This window comes from Rhizobium sp. PP-CC-3G-465, assembly GCF_004343445.1.
GTDB classification, from domain to species: Bacteria; Pseudomonadota; Alphaproteobacteria; order Rhizobiales; family Rhizobiaceae; genus Ferranicluibacter; species Ferranicluibacter rubi.
In genome coordinates this window covers 1,522,786-1,544,749 of the sequence record NZ_SLYH01000001.1, presented here as the reverse complement: position 1 = coordinate 1,544,749, position 21,964 = coordinate 1,522,786, and the positions used below count along the sequence as shown (strand labels likewise).

The window sequence follows — 21,964 nt, the reverse complement described above, 5'->3', positions numbered from 1 at the left end:
CATGGGCCTTTAACCCGCACAAGGCGACCTGTCGACATGGGACAAGGCAGGACACAGCTTGAAGATGAAAAATATCTAATGTAGATTTCGCAAAGTTGATGTCCGGCCGGTTCATGCAACCAGCCTGCCAATTGGTGCGGATGCGACGGCGATGACCTCTCCAAAAAAGGTTCCGAAGGAGTGCAGTTTGGACGATCCAGCCATCCGAATCGTCTTTGGGCATTCCCGCCACGCGGATGGTTGCGGTCTTTTGGTGCAGACTCCGTGATCGGCAGACCGCACGTTCCCCAGTTTCTCACCGCACGTCGCGATTTCTGGCGCAGTCTTCTTGCAGCCGTTCTTGCCCTCGTCGTTGCCGTCTCCCCGCTCACGACGCCCATTGCTAAAGCCGATGACGTGCAGCCCGCTTTCCGCGTGAAGAAGGGCGTGAATGTCTTTCCCTTTCTCTGGAAGCCGACGGCACTGAAGAATGGCCGGTTCCCTGGCGCAGGCTACGTTACCGTCGGGTCCTATTTCCCGCTTTCGAACTTTTCGGGCATCAAGGCCATGGGCTTTGACCATGTCCGTCTCCCGGTCAATGTCGGCCCCCTGGTGCTTGCCAGTGCGGAGGAGCTGCAGGCGCGCGCCGACTACGTCTTTGCCCAGGTGGATGCCATTTCCGCGCTCGGCCTCAAGGTTCTCGTCGATATTCACACGCCGGACAGGGGCCGCGACTACCCTTACGACGCCCAGTCCTTGGTCGAGGGGTCGGGGATGTTCGATGCTCTGACGCGCGTTGTTGCCGCGTTTGCCGAGAGGACGGCCAGCCGTCCCACGGATTGGGTGGCATTGGAGCTCTTCAACGAACCGCAGGTCGAATGCCAGACGGTCGGGCTTTGGGAAGGGTACCTGAAAACGCTGGTGTCCGTCGCGCGTCGCATTGCGCCGGATCATACGCTCGTGGTCACCGGTGCCTGTGGCGGAGGCCTCTTCGGTCTGCTTCGGCTCGACCCCTCGAGCTTTGACGATCCGAATCTTCTCTATTCCGTGCATTACTACTCGCCGCCCGAGTTCATCTTTCAGGGCTACGCGCCGGTGACGCAGGATCTTGCCGCCCGGTATCCGCCTTTGTTTCGATGGCCGGCCACTGCGGAAGGGGCAAGCGAATCGGTCCTCGCATTCGGTTATAGCGTCGCCGATCTCTGGAGCACGCCGTCGTCCTGGGGGTATATCGGCTCTCGGTTCTGGAAGCTCGTCGTCTACTATGCCCGTGGCTACGATGCCGGTGATATCAGGCAGGACTTCGAGCGCGCGCTTGCCTGGGCGGAGCGCTACGACATACCGAGGGAACGCCTGTATCTCGGCGAGTTCGGCGCGCCGAGGCCAAAATCGGGTCTTCTGTCCGATTACAATGCCGATCGGCTTGCCTGGCTGTCTGCGGTACGCAGAGAGGCCGAGGCGAACGGTATTCCCTGGTCCTATTGGTGTTACGGCAGTTATTTCGGCCTGTTCGACGAGGCCAGCGGCGAACAGGACGCGGACATGCTCGTCTCGCTCGGTTTGAACAACCCCTGAAGCTGAAGCCGGCGACCTTGCCGCTCCAAACCATCTCCGGATCTTGAGGATTTCATGACGAAGCCCGTCTTACTGCTGCGGTCGGTCGCGGCCAAAGCCAGCCGTGTCAGCCTGTCGATGGCGGGAACGCTGGCGATCGCCGGGTCGAACTTTCTTCTGTCGCTGGTGCTGATTCCGCTGCTCGTGCCGGCCGACTACGGCTTCTTCATCTTCGGGCAGGTGCTCACGGCCTTCAGCTATAGCATCGTGAATGCCATGGGCGGAACGCCGCTCTCGATCACCCTCAACAGGGGCACCCCGGACTGGCAACCGGAGTATCTGGCCATCATGAAGGTGGATGCGATTCTCTCTGTGCTCGCCGGCCTGGTTGCCATCGGGTCCGGCTTCCTGTTCGACATGCCGCTGGCTGTGACGCTCTTCATGGGTTTGTTCACCTTTGCCGCGGCGCTCCGCTGGGGTTTTCGCTGTGCGGAGTTTGCGCGTCACAGGGTGAAATCGACCGGTATTTCCGACTTGATCTACGCCTCCGTCGTCGTCATCGGTTGCGTCGTCATGTTTTTGGGACACTTGGGCGAGACGCTTCTGGTGGCCAGCATCACGGTGGCGACGGCCGCCAGCCTCTCGGCGATCTATCTCTGGCTGTCGCTGGAGAGAGTCGATGGCAGGAGCCGGCTTTCGCACTATGCCGGCGTCTGGAAAGGCCAGTCCCGATGGGCGCTTCTCGGCGTCGTCACCACGGAAATGACCTCCAACGGCCATGCCTATCTCGTCACGCTCATGGCAGGGCCGCAGGCCTTTGCACCGATCGCCGTCGCCGCACTGTTCTGGCGCCCGCTGACGGTCGTTCTGCCCTCGCTGATGCTCATCGAGCGGCCGATCATGGCGCGGCAACTCGCCCAGGGCGATGTCGAGGGGGCTCGCGGCACAGCCAGATCGTTCCTCCGCATCGTCCTGACGATTCTTGCCGGCAATGTCGTCCTGGCGGTCGCCGTCGCCCTCATCTTTCATGACAAGGTCGCGAGCCTGCCCTACGAGGCGAGCACGCTTTATGTCGCCTGCGGCCTCTGGTTCATCGTGGTCCTCATACAGTCGATGCGCATTCCCGCAAGCAGCCTCATCCAGGCGGCGCGGCAGTTCAAACCTCTCGCACAGACCAGCCTCATTGCTGCACCCGTCACCATGATGATTGCGGCCGTCATCATCTACACGGTAAGCCCGATCGCCTCGATCGTCGGCATCATCGCAGGTGAGGTGGTGATGACGGCGCTCGTCTTTCGCCTGACGCGCCAGAAGCAACTGTTCGACCACCCTGTCTGATGATTGCCGTCGCACATCGACGGTTGAGTGGTTCTGTGAAAACGCGCTCGTCGGATGTGTTTTCAGTCATAAACATTGGAGTGCACGCCCATTGCGTTCACCACGACGGATATTGAAATTTCCATTCATAAAATATCTTTTAGTGATGCTTAACTTAGACTAGGTATCGTGGCGCATGAGAGGAAGGGGGCCTTAGAATGCACTGTCTGAACGCATGCTTGTCAGGGTCGATCCGTCAAAGGGTTAACATCGCCCGATTTGCCGCGCCGACGGTTCTCTCTCTCCATTCGTCCGCCGACGAAACGAATGTTGCGGGATGCCGGAACGCGTGAGTACCCTTCTAGCTCCGACCAAAGAACGCATCGTGCCGAAACAAGCAGAAAACGAAGATTCGGTGATCGTTGCCGGGGTCAAGGTTACGCGGAAGAGCCGTGCCGAACTGACCGAGCATGTCGTACAGACGACGCTCGACGCAACAGCCCATGCACCGCGCCTTCTGTTCGATCTCAACGGCCATGCGGTCGGCCTCTGCCGATCCGATCCGCGCTATGCGGAGAGCCTGGTGAAGGCGGACGTCGTGCACGTCGACAGCGAGCCGCTGGTCATGGTGTCGCGCCTGCTCACGACGACGCCGGTGCGAGGACGCAGCGCGACCACCGACCTCTTCTACGATTTTGCCGAAGGTTTCCAGGCAAACGGCATTTCCTGCTATTTTCTCGGCGCGACCGACGCTGTCATCGAGGAATGCGTCGCCCGCATGACGTTCCTCTATCCCCAGCTGATCATCGCCGGTTATCGCAACGGCTATTTCGATGAGGCCGCCTTGCCGGGCGTCGTCGCGGACATCAATGCCACGAAAGCCGACGTCCTGTGGGTCGGCCTCGGCAAGCCGAAAGAGCAGCTCGTCTCGCTGGCGATCCGTGACCATTTCGAAGGTCGCTGGATCATCACATGCGGTGGCTGTTTCGATTTTGCTGCGGGCCATTACCAGCGGGCCCCGCTGTTCCTGCAGAAGATCGGCCTCGAATGGCTGCACCGCATGGTGCTGCGCCCCCGACAGCTTTTCTGGCGTTACCTCACGACGAATCCGGTCGCTCTTTATATTGCGTTGCGGCAGACGCGGAACGCGAATGCGCCGAAGCCCAGAGCGTAAGCCACTTATTACCTATTGAAATCGCTGGAAAATGCGCTTTGCAGCCAAATTTTTTTTGCATTGCAGCGAAACTATGCGATAGCTTCCTACTAAATGAGATTAGAATATTCGGATACAGGCATACGGATTGAGCCTGTCCGGTCGAGGATGGTCTTTACAGGCCCGTCCTGAGGTCGTGGCAAGTGCTCATCGCGCCGCTCCCGACGTCATGACGAACATATCTGTCTGGGTCCGAAGTGTGACAGGGAGCAATCGCATGATCGAACAGTCGAAGACTGTCGATACGAGCCGCAAGGTGGTGAACATTCTTGGTATTCGCGGTATTCCTGCGGCCCATGGTGGATTCGAGACCTTTGCAGGTCGCCTCGCTCCCTATCTGGTCGAGCATGGCTGGACGGTGAACGTCTACTGTCAGGAAAGCGGCAAAGCCGATTACGAGGACGATTGGAACGGCATTCATCGCATCCACATTTCCAGCGATGCCACAGGCTCGAAGGGGAGTGTGGTTTTCGACAGGAAGTGCGTCGCCGATGTTTGCAAGCGGCCGGGCATCGATCTCGTTCTCGGCTACAACACCGCCGTCTTCAACACGCTCCAGAGGCTCAGAGGGCGTAAGGTTCTCATGAACATGGACGGCGTGGAGTGGCGCCGGGACAAGTGGTCGTTTCCGGTGAAGATCTGGCTCTATGCCAATGAGTTCATCGGGGCCAATATCAGCAATGTCGCGATTGCCGATCACCCCGAGATCGCGCGCCATCTGCGCCGCCACGGTTGCAGCAATGCCGTGATGATCCCTTACGGCGCCGACCGAATCGAGGCCGCACCGGAGGATCTGATCGAGCGTTACAGCCTCAAGAGCGGCCAGTATCTCATCTCCATCGCCCGTGCCGAGCCGGAAAACTCGATTCTGGAGATCGTCAGCGCCTTTTCCAGCAAGAAGCGCGACATCAAGCTCATGGTGCTCGGCAACTTTTCGCCGGATAATGCCTACCACCGCAAGGTTCGCGCCGCAGCGTCGGACGACGTCGTCTTCCCCGGAGGCATCTACGAACCGGAGGTCGTCTCGGCCCTGCGTTACCATGCTCTGGCCTACCTCCACGGCCATCAGGTCGGCGGCACGAACCCCTCGCTCGTTGAAGCGCTCGGTGCCGGCAACCCGATCATCGCTCACGACAACCGCTTCAATCGCTGGGTTGCCGGCGATCAGCAATTCTATTTCGACAGCCAGACGGCGCTCGAAGCGCTCATCGACCGGATCGGCTCCGGCCTCGACCTCAAACAGGCAGGGGCTGCGGCCGCCGCACGTCATCAGGCGGAATTCACCTGGCTGAAGGTGAACGCTGCCTACGAGGCGCTGCTTCTGACGTGCCTGTGACCGTGACGGCGTCGATCATGACCGAAGACAGGCCGGGGAGCCACGCTTGAAAATTCTCTGCGTACATCCAAACATCGAACTTTATGGTTCGGACAGGAGCTTCCTCCAGGTCCTCGAGGCCGTAAGGGCCGCTGATCCCGACGGATCTGTCGATGTACGTCTCGTGGGCGAGGGGCCGATCACACCGCATGTCGAGCGCGCCTCGACCCGCATTCTCTACGGACCCATGTGGGTCCTGCGAAAGGCGGACCTGAAACGGATCGTCCTGACGGCGGCCATCAGCTTCCCCCTTGCGGTGCTGCGTGCCTGCAAGGTGATCCGCGAATCGGGATGCGATCTGCTCTATATCAGCACGCTCGTGCCGTTCGACTATCTGGTCGCTGCCCGGTTTTTCAAAGGGCCGACGATCTGCCACGTGCATGAGATACCGACAGGCAAGGCGATGGCCATCTTCTCGCGTGTTCTCGCCTTCAGCCGCAGCCGGGTTATCTTCAATTCCAAAGCCACGAGCGACGCCTTCGCCGTCCCGGCAAAGACATGGCAGTCGGTGATCTATAACGGGGTCGCGGCACCGGCGGTTCAGTCCGATGTCCAGGCTTCCGGGCCGCTCAAGGTTCTTCTGATCGGCCGATTCAACGCGTGGAAGGGCCAGCAGGTTCTGGTCAAGGCGATGGCGGCCCTAGCACCGGATATTCGCGATCGCGTCGAGATTCGCCTGGTTGGTGGTGTTTATGGGGGGCAGGATCACTTCGTTGACGACGTCAGGGCGCTGATTACGGCGTCCGGCCTGGAGCGCTCGGTCACCATCCACCCGTTCGTCGATGACCCGTCCGAGCATTTCCTCTGGAGCGATGTCGTGGCCGTTCCCTCAACGCTTCCCGAGCCCTTCGGCCGCGTCGCAATCGAGGGGATGAGCTACCATCGCCCCGTCATCGCCGCCGATCACGGCGGCCTTTCGGAAATCGTCGAGCATGGCGAAACCGGGTTCCTGGTGGCGCCAGGAAGCGAGGACGCGTTGGCCGAGGCACTGACCGCGCTTGTCGTCGACAGGGTGCGTTGCAAGGCGATGGGGGGTCGTGGTTTCTCGCGGTTCGAGGCGCTTTTCTCCGAGGAAGCCTATGGCCGGAACATGGTGGAGGCCTTCGGACTGGACACACCAAGAAGCGGATCGCGGACATGAGTATCGACAATCTCTTCATCGGATTGATTACCTTTCGGCGCCCGAAAGGCCTTCGCCGGGCGCTGGAAGGCATCGCCGCGCTGACCTTCGAAACCACCCCGCCGCCGATAACAGTGATCGTCGTCGATAACGATCGGGAGGGCCCTATGGCCGGGCTGATCGAGGAGATGCGGCCGTCGTTTCCTTTTCCCATCACTTACGCCGTCCACCCGGAATCGGGCATTCCCTTTGCTCGCAATCGTGTGGTTGCGGAGACGAAGGGCGCGGATGGGGTCATTCTCTTCATCGATGATGACGAATATCCAGAGCCCGAATGGGCGGACCAACTGCTGGCGACATACCGTGCCACCGGTGCTGAGGCGATCCTCGGACCTGTTATCTCGGAGTTCGAAACGACCCCGCCGCAATGGGTCTCCGAAGGCGGCTTCTTCGTTGCGCAGGATTTTGCCGATGGCGGTGTGGTCCCCTTCGGGAACACGGCCAATATCCTGATCGACCTCAAAGTTTTCAAGGCCTTCGGCCTGCAGTTCGATCCGCGCATGCGGTACACGGGCGGAACGGATACGCTGCTCGGCATGATGATACACAAGAAGGGCGGTCGGATGCTCTGGGCAAGCAACGCCCGGGTTCGCGAGATCGTCCCGGATTCCCGCGTGTCGTCGAAGTGGCTGATCTCGCGCAAGTTCCGCGAGGGCAACACCTATGTGCTCTCCGAGAAGCTGTCGGGATGCTCGACCAAGCGGCAGGTCTCCCTGTTCCTGTCGGGTCTAGCACGTGTTGGCGGAGGCGCTGTCCTGTCCGTGGCGGCGCTGCCGTTCGGCACAGCAACGAGGGTCAAGGCCTTCTCGCGCGCCGCACGCGGCCTCGGCATGCTGAACGCCTTCGCCGGCCGCCGGTACAACGAATACAAGACGATCCACGGATCGTAAGGGCCTCGCGCCAAAAGGAAACAGACAGTGGATGCCTTTTTGCACCGCATCTTCGCAGGCCTTCTGCGGCTGGTCGGCAAGACCTATGCGATGTCGCCCGAGCTTCCCGCCGGCTTCCTGGTTCACACGCTCGTGCGCCGGCTGGCCTGGCTCTTGCGGGCGCTCCTCCGAGGGCGGTACAAGGTCTTCATCGGGCCGGGCGTGAAGATGAGCGGCGGTCGCCGCATCAAGATCGGCCGGTTCTCCACCATCGGTGCCCATTGTCAACTCGATGGCTACGGGCGGGAGGGGCTCATCCTTGGCGAGCGCGTCAATATCGGCGATTATACGATTATCGGAATCACCAACCACCCGAGCCAACTGGGCAAGGGCTTGAAAATCGGCTCTGACAGCGGCGTCGGGCAGTATTCCTATTTCGGCGCGCTCGGCGGCATCGAGATCGGCAGCAACGTGATCATGGGCCAATATGTCTCGTTCCATGCCGCGAGCCATGTTTTCGACCGCACGGATATTCCGATCCGCATGCAGGCCTCGACCGATCTCGGCATCCGCATCGATGACGATGTCTGGGTCGGATCGAAAGTGACGTTTCTGGATGGCGCCCATGTCGGCGCGCACAGCGTGGTCGCTGCTGGCGCCGTGGTGCGCGGCACCTTTCCGCCCTATTCGGTTATCGGCGGCGTGCCGGCAAAGCTGTTGAAGAGCCGCCTGAACGAAGCGTCGCTGAACGAGACGCCCTCGACCTGACATCGATCGCGCCGCGCCGCGTCTCCATCAGGACTCTCGAAGCGCACCGGCGATCGCGTCCCAGAGCGGCTTCTTCGCAAGGTTCTCATCGAGCGGCAGCGGGCGGAGTTTCTGACCCTTGGGCGGCTGTTGCTCGGGATCTTCCGGAACCCAGAAATACCGGTCGCTGAGACCCCAGCTGAGAACGCCGACAAGTGCTTTACAGTCTAGTGCGACATCCAGAAACCGGCGCCCGAGCGCCGCCACTTCGACATCGCGTATGGCGGGGTCGGCCGGGCCCTTCCGGTCGGTAATGTCGAATTCGGTGATCGTGATCTTCAACCCCATCCCGGCGATCTCGGCAAGGAACCCGGCAAAGACATCTTCGTCGAACGCCTTGTCGAAGGCGATGAGATGTCCCTGGATGCCGACCATGTCGATGGGAACGTTGCGGGCCAGGAGACCTTCGAGCAGAAGCAGCATGGCCCTGCGGCGAGCGCCGTACCAGCTTCCCGACATCTCAACGCCATAATCATTGTAGGCGAGAACGGCATCGGGCGCGATGGCGCGGGCATGGTGGAAGGCGTCATCGATATAGCTGTCGCCGAAAGCCTTGAACCAGGGTGAGCCGATTCTGCGGCCGAGAAAATCACCCTCCTCGGGCGCAACGGCCTCGTTCACGACGTCCCAGACGGGAACGCGGTTTCCATAGCGTCGCATCGCCGTGTCGATATAGTCGAACATATGCGTCTTCATGGAGGGCGCTTCCGTAAGAGCCGCCTCAAGCCATGCAGGGTTGGCCAGATGCCAGACCAGCGTATGTCCGCGCATCAGCATGTTGTGCTCCTGCGCAAAGCGTGACAGCCGGTCGGCACCGCTGAAGTCGAAGCGGCCGGGCGACGGTTCGGTGATAACGCGTTTCAGCTCGTATTCCGGAACGATGGCGCTGCAATCCGCGACGACCGCTGCGGTGAAGGCAGGGTCTTCGGTGATCTGTCCGCTCTTCATGGCACAGCCGTAGAAGAGCCCGCGGTGAGCGGCGAGGTTGCGCAGGCTGTCCTGGCTTTCGGTCGTAGAGAAGGGCGCGATACTGTTCGCCAGAGCGGCGCCCACAGGCGAAACGCCCGTGAACCTCTCTGCAACGCCCGCCCCGATGCTGAGGCTCGCGCCAGCGAGAAACTGCCGTCTGAGAAATCCGGTCACGAGGGTATCCTTCGTCTGCGCGCCACCAGCCGATCGGCCAGCCGCCGGTAGCCGTCGCCATTCAAGAGCAGTTGTAGGGCGACACGCAGGGCAAGCTTTGGAGGATAGGCGCCGCTGAGAAGCGCCTTTCCGTAGAGCCCCCAGGCCTTGCGCGGTTCCGTCCGGATCAGCGTCTTGGCCACATGCCAACCGCGATAGCCGGCATAGGCCTTGTGTGGGATCTGTCCGCGCAGATCGTCGAGCCAGGTAAAGCGCGCTTGGCTCGCCGCGGATGATGAGGACAAGCGATCGGTCCCCCGCTCGTCCGACCAGATGGCGCCCGGCGTCGGGGCCATGATGAACCTGCATCCTGCCAGCGAAAGCCGGATGGCGATGTCGGTGTCGTCTCCGAAGCCGACATCCGGCCGATAGGGCACGGCAAGAGCCCAGGATCGGGGAACGACCAGCGTGCTGGTCTGCACGAAGCCGCTCCGGCAGACGAGATAGTCGGCCATCGTCTCGTCGTCCCGGATGCCACGAGACGGCTTCACGAAAGTCCGGTTATCCCCGCGATCGGCGATAACCTGCGCATAAGCTGCCGTGTCCCCTCGTCCGGTGAGCAACTCGCCCATGGTGGCGAGGTGGTGTGGAAGGAAACGATCGTCAGAATCGAGGAAGGCGACGAGTGCACCACGGGCCTCTTGTACGCCAAGATTGCGCGCGACCGATGCACCCTGGTTTTCCTGCCGGACGAGACGGATGCGGGCATCGCCTATGGTGGCGATGGCGGCACGTGGATCGTCTCCGGATCCGTCATCGACCACGATCACCTCGAAGTCCTGAAACGACTGCATCAGCACCGATTGCAGGGTCGCGCCGATAAGGTGCGCCCTGTTGAAGAGAGGGATGACGACGCTGACCTGCGGATCCGTGCTCGCGGACATCAACCTAGGTGCCCAGAACGATGCGGGGGCCGGTGCCGGGCTCTCGCTTGCGGTGGAGGAACGCGACCTGGATGGCGATGAGCATGATGACCCAGACCTGTCGGTCGCGGTTCATGATGTGCGTTTCCAGGAGATTGTAGATGACCGCGAAGAGCCAGATGCCGAAGTAGAGCCCATTGATCTTCCGCCAGACGGGGTCGGCCATGACGAAGGAATAGAACGGCACGATGACGAACATGATAACCGTCAGCACGAGCCCGGGGACACCGGTGGTTACCAGCATTTCGAGGTAACCGTTGTGCGAATGCGCAATACCGAAGAGCCAGGGCATGTCGCCACCGATACGCAGGATGGGCGAATCCTGTCCGATCAGCCAGAATGAGCCGAAGCCGGCGCCGGTCATCGGATACTCCTCGACATAGCGCAGCACGATGTCCCAGATGGCTACGCGGCCGGTGAACGAGGTCGGATCGTCGAAAATCTGCGCAAGCAGCGGCGTGAAGACCATGGCGAACACGGCAAGCCCTGCGAGGAACAGGAAAATGCTCGCAAACATGAGAAACTTCTGCCGCTCGGTGCGGAAGGCGTGGTTGTACATGATGCCGGCAAACAGGCAGGGCACGACGATGCCGAGCGAGGTCTTACCGCGCGTTCCCAGGAGAAAAATGATGGAGAGGACCAGAAGCGCGGTTGATTTCCAGCTGCGTGTGAGAAAGGCGTGATAGCCGAACACGATGGCTGAAAGCGCCGTTACCGCCGAGGCGATGTTCTTGTGCGGCATGAGCCCGTGCCATGCCCCGACCAGCGCCGTGTCCAGTTCCCGCTCGGAATGAATGGCATAGCCGGGTAGGAGAACGACCGAGAGCATGTTGGCGACGACGAAGAAGGCGAGGATCCGGTAGAGCAACTGCGTGACCCGGAGCGGCCCCAGCGCCGAGACGATGGTGATGGTCGCAAAGATGATGATGGTCGCAAGAATGGCGCGCCGCAGCGAAATATCCGGAATGATGGCCCAGGAAACGCTGCAGAAGCACCAGAAGACGACGACGAAGACGGAGGTGGGAAAAGGCGAGACGACATTGCGCAGCCCGTGGCGTGCCGCGATCAGGAAGAGCATGATGGCGATGCCGATATAGAAGATCTGCCGGCTGGAGTCGCCTTCGCCGCTATCGAGCACGAGGGTGGTCATGTCGCTGACGCCGGTATTGACCGCAATCAGCGTTCCGTCGGTGAAGACGTAGGCGAGAAAGGCGCACAGCATGAATTCGAGGAAGCGGCGAAGCCAGAGCGGCTCCTTGGACCGCACCGCGCCCGCAAGTGCCAATGTCGTATAGGCCGGGACGTTACTGATACTCATGGACCCTGCCTCCGTAAAAACCATAGAACTTGCCGGCCGCACGCGCGGCCGAGAACAATCCGTCTGCGCGGCGCTTGCCGCTTAGCGCCCGCAACGGCAGAAGCGACAGGCTGGCGACGAGACCGAGAACGGCCTTGCCTACCGTGCGTACGCGATGAAGACGGCCGGTGCCGTGGCGCAACTGGATGCGGGCGTCCGTCGAACCGATGCGCAACCCGCGCCGAAGAAGCCATCGCGCCTGCGTGCGCTCCCGGGGCACGCTCTCGAAGATCAGGGCGCCCGGCGCCCAGGCGAAACGCTTGCCCTGCGCCTTCAGCCGGGTGAAGAGCTCGACATCCTCGCCACCGGTGATATTGAAGGCGAGATCGAACCAGGGCGGTCCGGCTGTCTCGATGCAGTCGCGCGTGAGAAGCACGTTGTTGCTCGCCCAGATGATCGGGCATGGCCCCTCGGGCCGGGCTTCCGGTTGAAACAGGCGCGCTCGACGCACCCAACTACCGTCGGCGCCTTCGAAAATGGAGGCGACGGGCGCGCCGACGATATCCGCTCCGGTCGCCTTCTGGACGCGCAGGAGTTCGCCGAGCCAGGGTGCGTCCGGCCACTCGTCGTCATCGATCATCGCGATATGCGTGAAGGTGTGATGCGAAAGTGCATGCGTAAACAGCGTATTGCGGACGTTCGCCAATCCCTTGGCTGAAACCGTGATTGCTTCCAGGGGGAAGCGATAGGAGTGGGCTGCCAGCGCCGCAACGACCTCTTCGCCCTGCCGTCTCTCGGGATCGTTGTCGGCCACCAGCACCGTGACAGGCACGGCGATGTCCAGCTGGTCGATCCTCGACAGCAGGCGCTCGAGTTCGACGGGACGCCTGTAGGTCGGTATGGCAACGAGAACCGCTGTGCTCATGCGTTTCTACCAAATGTCACGCAAACGTCTTCCATATCCGGCGCAAATTCCGTCGACAAACTAAATTTCATCTGTATCTAATTGAGTGACACGATACACCGAGGGAGGCAAGCGACAAACAAGCGCTGCCGTGACTTCCTCTGCACTGGAGACGGCTTATGCTTTTGGATCAGGACGTTTCGAAGGGAACGTTGCGACGTCCGGAGCAGGGCATCGCCCGGTACGAACCGGGCGCCTACCGCGCGGATATCGACGGACTGCGAGCCGTCGCGGTTCTCATCGTTCTGCTGTTCCACACGGGGATCAGTCCACTACGCGGCGGTTTCATTGGGGTCGACGTCTTTTTCGTCATTTCGGGCTACCTGATCACCAAAGCCGTCTGGCATGAGCTGCAGCAGGGAACGTTCTCGCTCTTAACCTTCTATGAGCGCCGCACGCGCCGGATCTTCCCGGCCTTGGTCGTCACCGTCGCGGTCACTCTTGTCTGCGCGCCGCTGGTCCTTTTTGCGAGCGAGCGCACGACGACGGTCTGGACGGGGCTGGCTGCCCTGACCTCCGTATCAAACATTTATCTCGCCGTGGAGACGCTCGGGAAATCCGGCTATTTTGCCGCCGATGTCTACAGCCAGCCACTCGTCCACACGTGGTCGCTTGGCGTCGAGGAACAGTTTTACCTCGTTTTTCCGTTCATCCTTCTGGCCGTGTCGGGCTTGGGGCGTTGGCGTGCTGGCGCCGTGGTCGCGGCGACTGCCTTCGCGAGTTTTCTTTTCGGTATCTGGCTGACGGGTGCCAACCGCGATCTTGCCTACTATGTTCCCGTGTCTCGCGCCTGGGAGTTGATCACGGGCGGACTGCTCGTCTTCTTGCCGCTGCCCCGCTTGCCGGCGCGCATCCGCGATGGCCTGTCACTCCTCGCCCTCGCGTTGATTCTCGGCAGCGCTTATCGGTTCCATGGCGGCATGTTCTTCCCCGGCGTCTTTGCGATCGCGCCCGTTGCCGGCGCCGCTCTCCTGATCGCGATCGGCAGCACCGGCGGCTCCCACGTCACGCGGTTTCTGGCGCTGCCGCCCTTCGTCGGCATCGGAAAGATTTCGTACTCGCTCTATTTGTGGCACTGGCCGATCTTCGTCGGTGTCGCACTGACGACCGCGCGGGCGCCGACGATACCGGAGGCCATCGGCCTTCTCCTTGCAAGCGTGGTCGCCGCCTATCTCTCCTGGCGCTTCGTGGAACAGCCCTTCCGGCAACGCCGGATCGGACGAACGGCAGGCTCGCTGTGGCGGCAGGCCGGTGCTGCCTGGTGCCTCTGCTGCCTTCTCGGCCTCGGGATCTGGCATTTCGCGGCCGCGTCGCCGCAGACGGAAAGCGATCGCCTCGCCACCTATCTCACCTACGACGACCGGGACGTCTACAGGCGTGGAACCTGCTTCCTCATTGGCTACCAGCAGACTGTGGCGGATTTTGCCGCTGCCGACTGCCTGTCTCCTTCCAAGGTCGAGCCGAATGTCCTGATCATGGGCGACAGTCACGCTGCCCATCTCCGCAGTGGCTTCGAGGCAGCCTTGCCGCAGGCGCATGTGATGCTGGCGGCATCCAGCGGATGCAAGCCGCTGATCGGGGTGGGGGGCGATCCGGAATGCGTCGGCCTGATGCAGATGATATTCGAGCGCTTTCTGCCCAAGAACAAGCCTGACGTGCTGATCCTCTCGGCACGCTGGGCCGACTACGACCTGCCACTGGTGGCCGAAACGCTCCGGCAGGTAAAGGACAAGGCGGGCGCCGTTGTCGTCTCCGGCCCGATTGTGGAGTACCAGCGGCCCCTAGCGCGTCTCCTCGCCCAGATCGCGGGCGGCCGTAGCGGTGTTCTTCTGGTCGACAGCCGCACGACCGAACAGCTGCAGCGGGATCGTGACCTTCAGACCTTGGTCGAGGCCGCCGGCGCCATCTACGTTTCGCCCTACCGGCTCCTCTGCCCGAATCCGGATACGGCCTGCAGGACGATGGTCGGCGACGTCCCTCTGCAGTGGGACTATGGGCATCTGACGGCGGAAGGCTCGAAGGTCCTCGCCGACGCCATCATCGGCACCGGCGCTATCCCCGGAGCGCGGACGTGGCAGGTGAAGGCACCGTGACGTGCCGGTCACGGGGAAAATCCGGGTGGAAAATCCGTCTGTTTTCGAGAAAGCATGCGAAATTTTCAAGCTATATCAAGGTGACCCTCGCGCGGGCCGCTATCGACTTCTCCCCGTGCTGTGGCTGAGGCCGATAGTGTCGGCTGCTGGGGGCCACGGCGATAGTGGAAGCTTGGCACGGATGCGGGCGACCGGGACACTGCAACAGGAGTGGGCCGGACGGAACGCGGAGGACAGGACAGTGGAAAAGGGAAACGGCGGCATGTGGACCATCGACAGACGACAGTTTCTCGCAGCTGCCGGCCTTGCGGCAGTGGCCGGCGCGGTCGGACCCCGTGCGGCATGGGGTTCGCCCGCCATCCCCCTTTCGAACATCGCCAACCGGGGACAGGTGCCGAACGCTATGGGCGGCGCCAAAGGCGCGAAGACCCGCATGAAGATCGCGACCCGGTTCATCGTTGGCGCTGGCGGCGCCCTATCGATCGCACCGGTCTTTTCCAATTTCAGTCTCGTCAACGCAGCGGAGCGCGAGATCGACGGCGAAGTGGCCTATACGCTCGTTAAGGTCTCGGCATCCGTGGCAGGGCGAACGGTGCCGTTCTTCTTCGACGGGCAAAGGTCCCGGGTGGTCGAGCCGGGCGCCGTTGAGGTGCTGCCGGAAGCGGTGCCGGCCGACGCGTTCGGTCTTAAAATGTTTGTGCCCGGAACGGTCGTGCATATCCGTATGCTGGTCGATCTCGAGGCCGAAGGTCTCATTGCCGTGCAGGGCAATGCCGCCTATCTCCCCGGTGAAAGCCAGCTGCTGTTTGATCCACGGCAGGGCGGCGATGATATCGATGGAACCGGCTGGCAGATTCCGGAAGGCGCCGATCTCTGGGTACCGGCGCCGTGCCCGGTCATGCTGGTCGGTACACCGGCGCAGGCCGTCACCTCCGTCGCCGGCATCGGCGACAGCATCCTCGATGGGGCGGTGGACATGGCCGGCGATGGCCAGACGGGCGGCGGCTGGGGGCGGCGGGCCGCTTTCGCTGCCGGGCTGCCCTATCTCTCGGTGACGCGCACCGGCGACAAGGCGCAGTTCGTGAGCGGCAGGTCTCGAAAATCGCTGGTCCTCGTCCGGCGGGCGGGCGCCACGGCCGCTATCGTGGCGCTAGGTACCAATGACATTCGTGACGGTCGCACGGCCGATCAGCTGTCGAGCGACCTGAAGACGATCTGGAGCGCCTTGCGCGAAGCGGGCGTCCGCCACATCGCACAGGCGACCATCCTCTCCGAAACGATTTCTCCGGACGCCAACACCACCATCGAGGGCCAGGAAAGCCAGCTCGGCTTCGGCGCAGCCAGTGTCGTCTCGGCGGTCAACGACGCCATCGGGGCCGCTGCCGGAGCGCGTGCCCCCGGCGAAGATGCAGGGCACGAAGGTCCGGATGATATCCTCGATATCGTCGGAGCCGTGCAGACGGACCATAGATGGCATGTGCCCCTTTTCGAAACCGTGCTTTCTGCCCCGGTTCCGGCCTGGGGCGGCGCGCTCGTGCTGCGCGATGCGCCTCTGCCGGGCGATCATCTCGTTTTCCTGCCGGTCGCGCCTGACGGAGCAAGCGAGGGCGCGGAGCTCAACTGGCCGCATGTGACGACGGTCTCGGCAACACATCCCGTCACCGCGGTCCTGAACGGCGGACCCGGCGCTGCCCATGACGCCGGCACGCCGGTTCGCGCAACGCTTTCGGCAGATGGCATCCACCCGCAGGCGGCAGGGCACGTTGCGATGGCCGCGGCCGCATCGGCTGCTTTCCAGCGCATGGCGGCAGATGCGGTGGTATCGTCCGGCCGGCGCGGCATCGAGATCGATTTCGTCAACGATATCGCGCGCATCCACGGCGCTCTCGCGGCGCTCGCGAGCCTTCTTTCCTGCCAACGGAAAACGCCGGGCTTTGCAGAGGGCAGTACCGGCTGGCAGGCCGTTGCCGCCCATCACCCGAGGCGTGCCGACGGTGGTGGGCTGCTGGTCGAGCCTGCCGCACGTAACCTGATCCGCAATAGCGGCATAACCGATATCTCGGAGGCCAGCGGAGGTCTGCCCCGGCATTGGAGCACCCTTGGCGGCGATGGGCTGACGCTGTCCGTCCTGCGCACCGGCACGGAAGCCGGCATTTCCTTCCTCGACCTTGCATGGGACGGCGTGCCCGAGACGGATGCCGTGACGCTGTTTTTCGAGGAGGAAGGCGAGATCGCGGTGACGCCGGATGCCGCGGAGGATGGCTGGACGCTCTCCTGTTTCCTTGCGCGAATCGGCGGCGGAAATGCACCGCGGCCGATGCTGGGACTGACCGAGCTGGCGTCGTCCGGCGAACCGCTTGCGCGTCATTCGACCGAGGTTGCGGCGGGACGCAGTCTCTTGCGACAGTCCTGCACGGCAGTCGTGTCCGCATCAGGCACGACAAATCTGCGCCCGTATCTCTTCATTCCCTGCTTAGTCGGTCAAGCGAACCGCTTCGCCTTCCGGATCGGCTTGCCGCAGCTTGAAAAAGGGTCTGCGCCGTCTTCCATCATACCCACGACCGGACAGGCAGCTGTGCGGGAGGCGGATGAGGTCGTCATCGCGCTTCCCCCAAGGCTCCACAACATTACCCTGACCTACGAAGATGCGAGCACGCAGGAGGTCTTCGGCATTCGCGGACCCTACACGCTGCCGCCCGATGCCGGGAACCGGCGGATCGCCCGCCTCTCGGCGCGACCGGGCTAGAGTCGGGCCGCCAAATCCGGTTTCGGCGTACGGGTCCACCTCACGTCATTGCAGATTTTTACGACGGAGAAGCGAACCCGCTTCCCCGGCAGATACTCTTGACGCTTCTTCATTCACCGTCCGGCCGCCATTCCGTCGAGGTCGGCGCATCTGGACACATAAAGGAGACAGATCATGCATCAGATTTCCCTTGGCCTAAGCCTCGACCGTGGCGGTGCATCCGCTTTCGCAGGGATGATGGCCCTGACGGCGAAGAACGGAACCGTCCTTACGGATTCAGCCGGCGACACGCTGACGGGCCGAGCCGCCTGGGCATCCGCCGCAGGCATCGTCCTCACCACAACAGCCCAAATCGGCCTTACCGGCACGGAGGTCTGATGACCTACTTCGCAACCTATCTCGGAACGGTCTCCTCGACCGAGAAGACGGAGGTGGAGGCTGCGCTCCGCCTTAGCGTCTTCGGCGACACGCCTTTCACGCTCAAGCCCCCCGGAAATGGCCGCGGCGGCATCATGGACGCCAAGTACGACGACACCACAGGTTATATTTTCCATCTGCGCGCCGGTCCCAATTCCGGCGGTCTGGCAGGGGCGATCGGCATCGGCACGGATGAGGGCTTGGGCGGCGGCCTGCTCATCAGCCACAAGAATGCGAGCTGGGGCCTGAACATCGTCAACAATCCCGGTGCCGGCCTCGGCGCCTACATCACCGGGTATACTGCCAATCCCGCGCTGCAGATGGACCTCTATGCCGGTGCCGGCGGCATCAAGCTGCAACCGAAGACCGGCGCCGGCTTCAAGGACGGGGTGACGAACGCCGGTTCCACCACCTTTACCTCGGCTAGTGCCACGTTCACAGCGGGCGATGTCGGGCAAACGATCGCGCAGCTGACATCTGTCGGGGCATCGAGCCCCATCGGCAGCATTCCCGCCAGCACCACCATCAGCGCCGTCGTGGACAGCCAGACGGTCACGCTCTCGCAGGCCGCCTCCGCATCCGGCACCGGTATCCGCTTCCGCGTCGGCGGTCGCCCCGTGCCGGCGAACCAGCCGGTGCTGAGCCTCTTCGATGCCGACGGCACGACCTTGCGCGGCGCGATCCTGTATGGGTTTTTTGACTGGCGCACGCCGATGAAGGTCACGAGCAACGCGACGAGCACGGCGGCGCTGACGGCGAAGGGCGCGTCCGGCCAGACAGCCGATATTCTAAGTATTCTGAACAACGCCGACGTGCAACTCTTTCGTGTGCAGTCGAGCGGGCGGGTTATGGCGCCTTATTCCAGCTTATTCTCCAACGCCGGCAAGACCGACCTGCCGGCCATGCAGCTTGCAGGCTATGCTGCGACGCTGCCTGTGGCGCAGTTCAGCCAGGAGACCTCATCCGGTACCGGCGATTTCATCCAGATGCTGAATTTCGCGGACCAGGTCGTCAGCCGCGTCAACTACGGAGGTTACGTCATGACCCGGAAGACATCAGCACCCGCCCCGAGCGATGTGGTCAACGCTGAACTGACCTTCTGGTACGACGAGGCCAATGCGAAGTTCAAGATTACCGCCAAGAACGCCGCCGGCGTTCTGGTTTCCGGCGAAGTTGCGCTGGCGTGAAGGAGACGATGATGCAGGGACAGGGGTTGATGATCGTGATCGACGTGCTCGGAATCGAACTGGATGCGCTGAAGCGCGAGGTTCTCCGGCTGCGCAGCGAGGTGGAGCGGCTGAGGGCGGAGAAAGGGATCGCCTGTGAGAGTGATGACGAGACGGCAGTGACCCGTCGTTAACGCCGGGAGCCCTGCAGGAAACAAAGACGCCACAGGCCGCGCATTTCGCATGCGCGGCCTTTGTGTGTGCCGTTATGACGCTTGGCGTTCGCTTACATGATCGAGCCATCGGCTGGCAGCGAGTACACCTTGATGTAATCGATATTGAACTGCGATCCGTCCGCGAAATCCTTGTCCGACGGGGTGCCGGCCCAGCCGCCGACGGACTGGTTGACGAGAAGATACATATCGGAATGCATGTCGTCCGGGGTCTTCGTCGAGGCAACCTTGGTCCCGTCGAAGGTCCAGGTCAGCGTGTCCTTCGTCCACAGGAGGCCATAGGTGTGAAAACCTTCAGTGCTCTGGGTATGAACCTGGGTGGAGACCTTCGTGTGGCTGCCCGTTTCCTGGGTATGCGCGGTGGCAAAATAGCTGTTCGTGCCGCCGATCGCCTCGAAGACGTCGAGTTCAGGCGGCCAGCTGCCATCCTTCGGCAGCAGCCAGAAGGCAGGCCATGCGCCTACATCGTCCGGTAGGTCGGCGCGGATCTCGAAGTAGCCGTATGTCTGAGCGAAGCTCGAATGCGTGGTCAGCACGCCGGAGGTATAGTCGTAGCCGATGGTCTTCAGCAGATCCGGCGGCGTTTCCGCAGCCGTGATCGTTAGCACGCCGTCCTTGATCGAGAACGGGTTGACGCTCGAGGTCGGGGCGTAGGAGGGGTTGATATACCACTGCTGTTCGCCGTCACCGAGAGATGAGCCCTTTTCGCTGGCATACCAGAACTTCGTGTCCCATGTGCCGCCGTCCTTGCCGGTGTTGAGGCTAAGCTTGTTGAACTCATCACTGAAGGTCAGCTTCATCCCGGCCTTGGAGATGTTCAGGTCGAACTGGTCGGCCTTCAGGCTACCGACCTTGGTATTGGAAAGCGTCACCGATGCGCTGTCGGTGATCTTGATGACGGTGTCGCTGCCGACCTGCTTGGCGTTCTTCAGGACGTCTGCGAAGGAAGTGAAGGTGTAGTAGGCGATGCGGACGGTATCAGTGGCGCCGAGGTCCGTGATCGTGTCGTGACCGCCGCCGCCGGTGACGATGAACGTGTCGTCGCCGGCGCCGCCCGTCAGCACGTCATTGCCGAGGGCGCCCCAGAGCGTCTGGCTGCCGCTGCCGCCGGTGATGATGTTGTCGAGGCTGTTGCCGAACGCGAAGGTGTCGTTGCCGTTGACGATCAGGTTTTCGAGGTTCGGATTGGTCAGCTGGTAGCTGAAGTATGTGCTGACCGTGTCCGTTCCCTGTCCGGCGGCTTCGTAGATCAGGTTGTCGGCGGATGCGAGATAGTAGATGTCATCGCCGGCGCCGCCCATCAGGGTGACCTTCAGGCCGGCCTTCCCCCAGATCGAGTCGTCTTTCGCCGTACCCGAGAACCATCCGCCGCTCTTGTTTACGAACGTATTGGCCTCCGTCGCGGCAGCCCACGCATTGGAGTCGTTGCTGTAATACAAAGTCTTGCCAGCAGCATTCTTGATCGATTTTGCCATTGTCATCTCCAAAATCCGAGGAAGAAGGCCTGCGCGGCAGTCGATTGCCAGCAGGTGATGCAGCAAAACCTAATTGTCCCAAATGAAGATAAGCCGTTTCCGATCATTCAAGTTTTACGCATCCGCGGATTTGGCGGCGCGGGTGTGAAGTCGCTGGCGATCTTGGTTATGGAAAGCTGAACCCGGATAGACGGCGTCAGCGGCGACCGCGGGACAGCGCGCTGCGGACGAGGCGGGCGGCGGGGCGCTCGAAGAGATGGAGAGACAGGAAGGACGCGACCGTCGAGACGGTGAGGACGACGATGCCGGCCGCAAGGCCGTGACCGAGCAGTTTGACGACGAGCGCGATGACCAGCCCGTGCAGGAGGTAGAAGGAATAGGACGCGTCGCCGAGAAGGGCGAGCGGACGGGCGGCTCGGGGCCAGACGCCGGCTTCCTCCAGGCCGAGGCAGCCGAGCACGAGGAGGGCGGCGCCCCCGCCCCAGACGACGAACCGCCAGCCCTCGTTATCGGGCGTCACCTGCGATGCGGCGGCGATGGTGAACCAGAGTACGCCCACGACCGTGATCGCAAGTGCTACGACCCGGCTGCGCGGTCGCGGAAGGATGGCGATCAGCATGCCGAAGAGAAACTCCGCCAGCAGCGGGGAGGTCCAGATGATCGGCGCGGCCTGCTGCGGGTCGAGCAATAGACCGACGACGATGAGCAGAAGAATGGCGCCGATGGCGGCCGGAACCGGCCGTGCCGTCAACAGGCAGAGCATGAACACCGCATAGAAGAAGATTTCGAGGTTGAGCGTCCATCCGACCTGCACCAGCGGCCAGATGATGCCGTCGACATCGCGGTAGGGAATGAAGAACAGCGACATCACGAGGCGAGGCATGTCGAAGGTGAAGTTGGAGAAGAAGCCGGGCTTCAGCGCCAGCGCGCACATGAACAGCGTCACCGCCCAGTAGAGCGGCACGATCCGCGCCACGCGGCGCACGGCGAAGGTCGAGGGCGTTTCCCGCGCACCGATGGTCGCCATGATGAAACCGGAGATGACGAAGAAGATATCGACGCCCGCAGCCCCGATCGCCACCTGCTGCGGAGAGAGGTGCACGAGCGCCACCATCAGCACCGCGACGGCACGCAGGCACTGGATGGACTGGTAGGAACCGATCTTGGACATGGC

The 21,964-nt window shown here is 62.3% G+C and carries 18 protein-coding genes; 12 read left to right on the top strand and 6 right to left on the bottom strand.

Annotated elements, in window-relative coordinates; genetic code table 11:
- The first annotated feature begins 264 nt into the window (after positions 1 to 264).
- From C8J33_RS07225 to C8J33_RS07195, 7 genes are all read left to right on the top strand, one after another.
- Positions 265 to 1,554 carry a cellulase family glycosylhydrolase gene (locus C8J33_RS07225; protein WP_132663577.1) on the top strand — a complete coding sequence of 430 codons (1,290 nt, stop codon included), beginning with the start codon at positions 265 to 267 and terminating at the stop codon, positions 1,552 to 1,554.
- A gap of 54 nt (positions 1,555 to 1,608) precedes the next feature.
- Positions 1,609 to 2,871, top strand: coding sequence for a hypothetical protein (locus C8J33_RS07220; protein WP_132663576.1), 1,263 nt, complete (start codon positions 1,609 to 1,611; stop codon positions 2,869 to 2,871).
- 364 nt (positions 2,872 to 3,235) lie between these two features.
- Entirely contained in the window at positions 3,236 to 4,024 is a 789-nt protein-coding gene (locus tag C8J33_RS07215) for a WecB/TagA/CpsF family glycosyltransferase (protein ID WP_165929756.1), read from the top strand.
- Positions 4,025 to 4,280: 256 nt separating this feature from the next.
- Positions 4,281 to 5,399 (top strand): DUF1972 domain-containing protein, encoded by a 1,119-nt coding sequence (locus C8J33_RS07210; RefSeq protein WP_132663574.1) that lies wholly within the window; start codon positions 4,281 to 4,283, stop codon positions 5,397 to 5,399.
- Positions 5,400 to 5,445: 46 nt separating this feature from the next.
- Positions 5,446 to 6,579, top strand: coding sequence for a glycosyltransferase family 4 protein (locus C8J33_RS07205; protein ID WP_132663573.1), 1,134 nt, complete (start codon positions 5,446 to 5,448; stop codon positions 6,577 to 6,579).
- The gene (locus C8J33_RS07200; protein ID WP_132663572.1) at positions 6,576 to 7,508 is read left to right on the top strand and encodes a glycosyltransferase family 2 protein; all 933 of its coding nucleotides are present in this window, start codon (positions 6,576 to 6,578) and stop codon (positions 7,506 to 7,508) included. Before C8J33_RS07205 ends, C8J33_RS07200 begins: the two co-directional genes overlap by 4 nt.
- A 27-nt stretch (positions 7,509 to 7,535) precedes the next feature.
- A complete protein-coding gene (locus tag C8J33_RS07195) occupies positions 7,536 to 8,255 on the top strand; it encodes an acyltransferase (protein ID WP_132663571.1) in 720 nt (239 codons plus the stop codon).
- A gap of 27 nt (positions 8,256 to 8,282) precedes the next feature.
- Here C8J33_RS07195 and C8J33_RS07190 read toward each other — a convergent pair whose 3' ends face one another.
- The 4 genes from C8J33_RS07190 to C8J33_RS07175 are packed head-to-tail and all read right to left on the bottom strand — an operon-like array spanning position 8,283 to position 12,621.
- Positions 8,283 to 9,437, bottom strand: coding sequence for an endo-1,4-beta-xylanase (locus tag C8J33_RS07190; protein ID WP_207904012.1), 1,155 nt, complete (start codon positions 9,435 to 9,437; stop codon positions 8,283 to 8,285).
- Positions 9,434 to 10,360 (bottom strand): glycosyltransferase family 2 protein, encoded by a 927-nt coding sequence (locus C8J33_RS27315; protein ID WP_132663569.1) that lies wholly within the window; start codon positions 10,358 to 10,360, stop codon positions 9,434 to 9,436. The genes C8J33_RS07190 and C8J33_RS27315 overlap by 4 nt, the downstream gene beginning before the upstream one ends.
- A gap of 4 nt (positions 10,361 to 10,364) precedes the next feature.
- Positions 10,365 to 11,717: an O-antigen ligase family protein gene (locus C8J33_RS07180; protein ID WP_165929755.1), complete on the bottom strand. Its 1,353-nt coding sequence runs from the start codon at positions 11,715 to 11,717 to the stop codon at positions 10,365 to 10,367.
- On the bottom strand, positions 11,704 to 12,621 hold the full coding sequence (locus C8J33_RS07175; RefSeq protein ID WP_132663567.1) for a glycosyltransferase: 918 nt from the start codon (positions 12,619 to 12,621) through the stop codon (positions 11,704 to 11,706). The genes C8J33_RS07180 and C8J33_RS07175 overlap by 14 nt, the downstream gene beginning before the upstream one ends.
- A gap of 158 nt (positions 12,622 to 12,779) precedes the next feature.
- Here C8J33_RS07175 and C8J33_RS07170 point away from each other — a divergent pair, with 158 nt between their 5' ends.
- The 5 genes from C8J33_RS07170 to C8J33_RS26990 all read left to right on the top strand — a co-directional run bounded on the left by C8J33_RS07170 (position 12,780) and on the right by C8J33_RS26990 (position 19,276).
- Positions 12,780 to 14,753, top strand: coding sequence for an acyltransferase family protein (locus tag C8J33_RS07170; protein ID WP_132663566.1), 1,974 nt, complete (start codon positions 12,780 to 12,782; stop codon positions 14,751 to 14,753).
- A gap of 241 nt (positions 14,754 to 14,994) precedes the next feature.
- Positions 14,995 to 17,499 (top strand): SGNH/GDSL hydrolase family protein, encoded by a 2,505-nt coding sequence (locus C8J33_RS07165; RefSeq protein ID WP_165929754.1) that lies wholly within the window; start codon positions 14,995 to 14,997, stop codon positions 17,497 to 17,499.
- Between the two features lie 174 nt (positions 17,500 to 17,673).
- Positions 17,674 to 17,877, top strand: coding sequence for a hypothetical protein (locus tag C8J33_RS07160; protein ID WP_110799696.1), 204 nt, complete (start codon positions 17,674 to 17,676; stop codon positions 17,875 to 17,877).
- On the top strand, positions 17,877 to 19,103 hold the full coding sequence (locus tag C8J33_RS07155; protein WP_132663564.1) for a hypothetical protein: 1,227 nt from the start codon (positions 17,877 to 17,879) through the stop codon (positions 19,101 to 19,103). Before C8J33_RS07160 ends, C8J33_RS07155 begins: the two co-directional genes overlap by 1 nt.
- Positions 19,104 to 19,132: 29 nt before the next feature.
- Positions 19,133 to 19,276: a hypothetical protein gene (locus tag C8J33_RS26990; RefSeq protein ID WP_207904011.1), complete on the top strand. Its 144-nt coding sequence runs from the start codon at positions 19,133 to 19,135 to the stop codon at positions 19,274 to 19,276.
- 92 nt (positions 19,277 to 19,368) lie between these two features.
- Here C8J33_RS26990 and C8J33_RS07150 read toward each other — a convergent pair whose 3' ends face one another.
- Entirely contained in the window at positions 19,369 to 20,790 is a 1,422-nt protein-coding gene (locus tag C8J33_RS07150) for a family 16 glycosylhydrolase (protein WP_132663563.1), read from the bottom strand.
- Positions 20,791 to 20,986: 196 nt separating this feature from the next.
- Entirely contained in the window at positions 20,987 to 21,961 is a 975-nt protein-coding gene (locus C8J33_RS07145) for an acyltransferase family protein (RefSeq protein ID WP_132663562.1), read from the bottom strand.
- Between the last annotated feature and the right edge of the window lie 3 nt (positions 21,962 to 21,964).

Coding starts and splice junctions, on each gene's coding strand:
- C8J33_RS07220 (WP_132663576.1), top strand. CDS start 1,609: ATGACGAAGCCCGTCTTACTGCTGCGGTCGGTCGCGGCCAAAGCCAGC.
- C8J33_RS07210 (WP_132663574.1), top strand. CDS start 4,281: ATGATCGAACAGTCGAAGACTGTCGATACGAGCCGCAAGGTGGTGAAC.
- C8J33_RS07200 (WP_132663572.1), top strand. CDS start 6,576: ATGAGTATCGACAATCTCTTCATCGGATTGATTACCTTTCGGCGCCCG.
- C8J33_RS27315 (WP_132663569.1), bottom strand. CDS start 10,360: ATGTCCGCGAGCACGGATCCGCAGGTCAGCGTCGTCATCCCTCTCTTC.
- C8J33_RS07180 (WP_165929755.1), bottom strand. CDS start 11,717: ATGAGTATCAGTAACGTCCCGGCCTATACGACATTGGCACTTGCGGGC.
- C8J33_RS07175 (WP_132663567.1), bottom strand. CDS start 12,621: ATGAGCACAGCGGTTCTCGTTGCCATACCGACCTACAGGCGTCCCGTC.
- C8J33_RS07170 (WP_132663566.1), top strand. CDS start 12,780: ATGCTTTTGGATCAGGACGTTTCGAAGGGAACGTTGCGACGTCCGGAG.
- C8J33_RS07160 (WP_110799696.1), top strand. CDS start 17,674: ATGCATCAGATTTCCCTTGGCCTAAGCCTCGACCGTGGCGGTGCATCC.
- C8J33_RS07155 (WP_132663564.1), top strand. CDS start 17,877: ATGACCTACTTCGCAACCTATCTCGGAACGGTCTCCTCGACCGAGAAG.
- C8J33_RS26990 (WP_207904011.1), top strand. CDS start 19,133: ATGATCGTGATCGACGTGCTCGGAATCGAACTGGATGCGCTGAAGCGC.
- C8J33_RS07150 (WP_132663563.1), bottom strand. CDS start 20,790: ATGGCAAAATCGATCAAGAATGCTGCTGGCAAGACTTTGTATTACAGC.
- C8J33_RS07145 (WP_132663562.1), bottom strand. CDS start 21,961: ATGTCCAAGATCGGTTCCTACCAGTCCATCCAGTGCCTGCGTGCCGTC.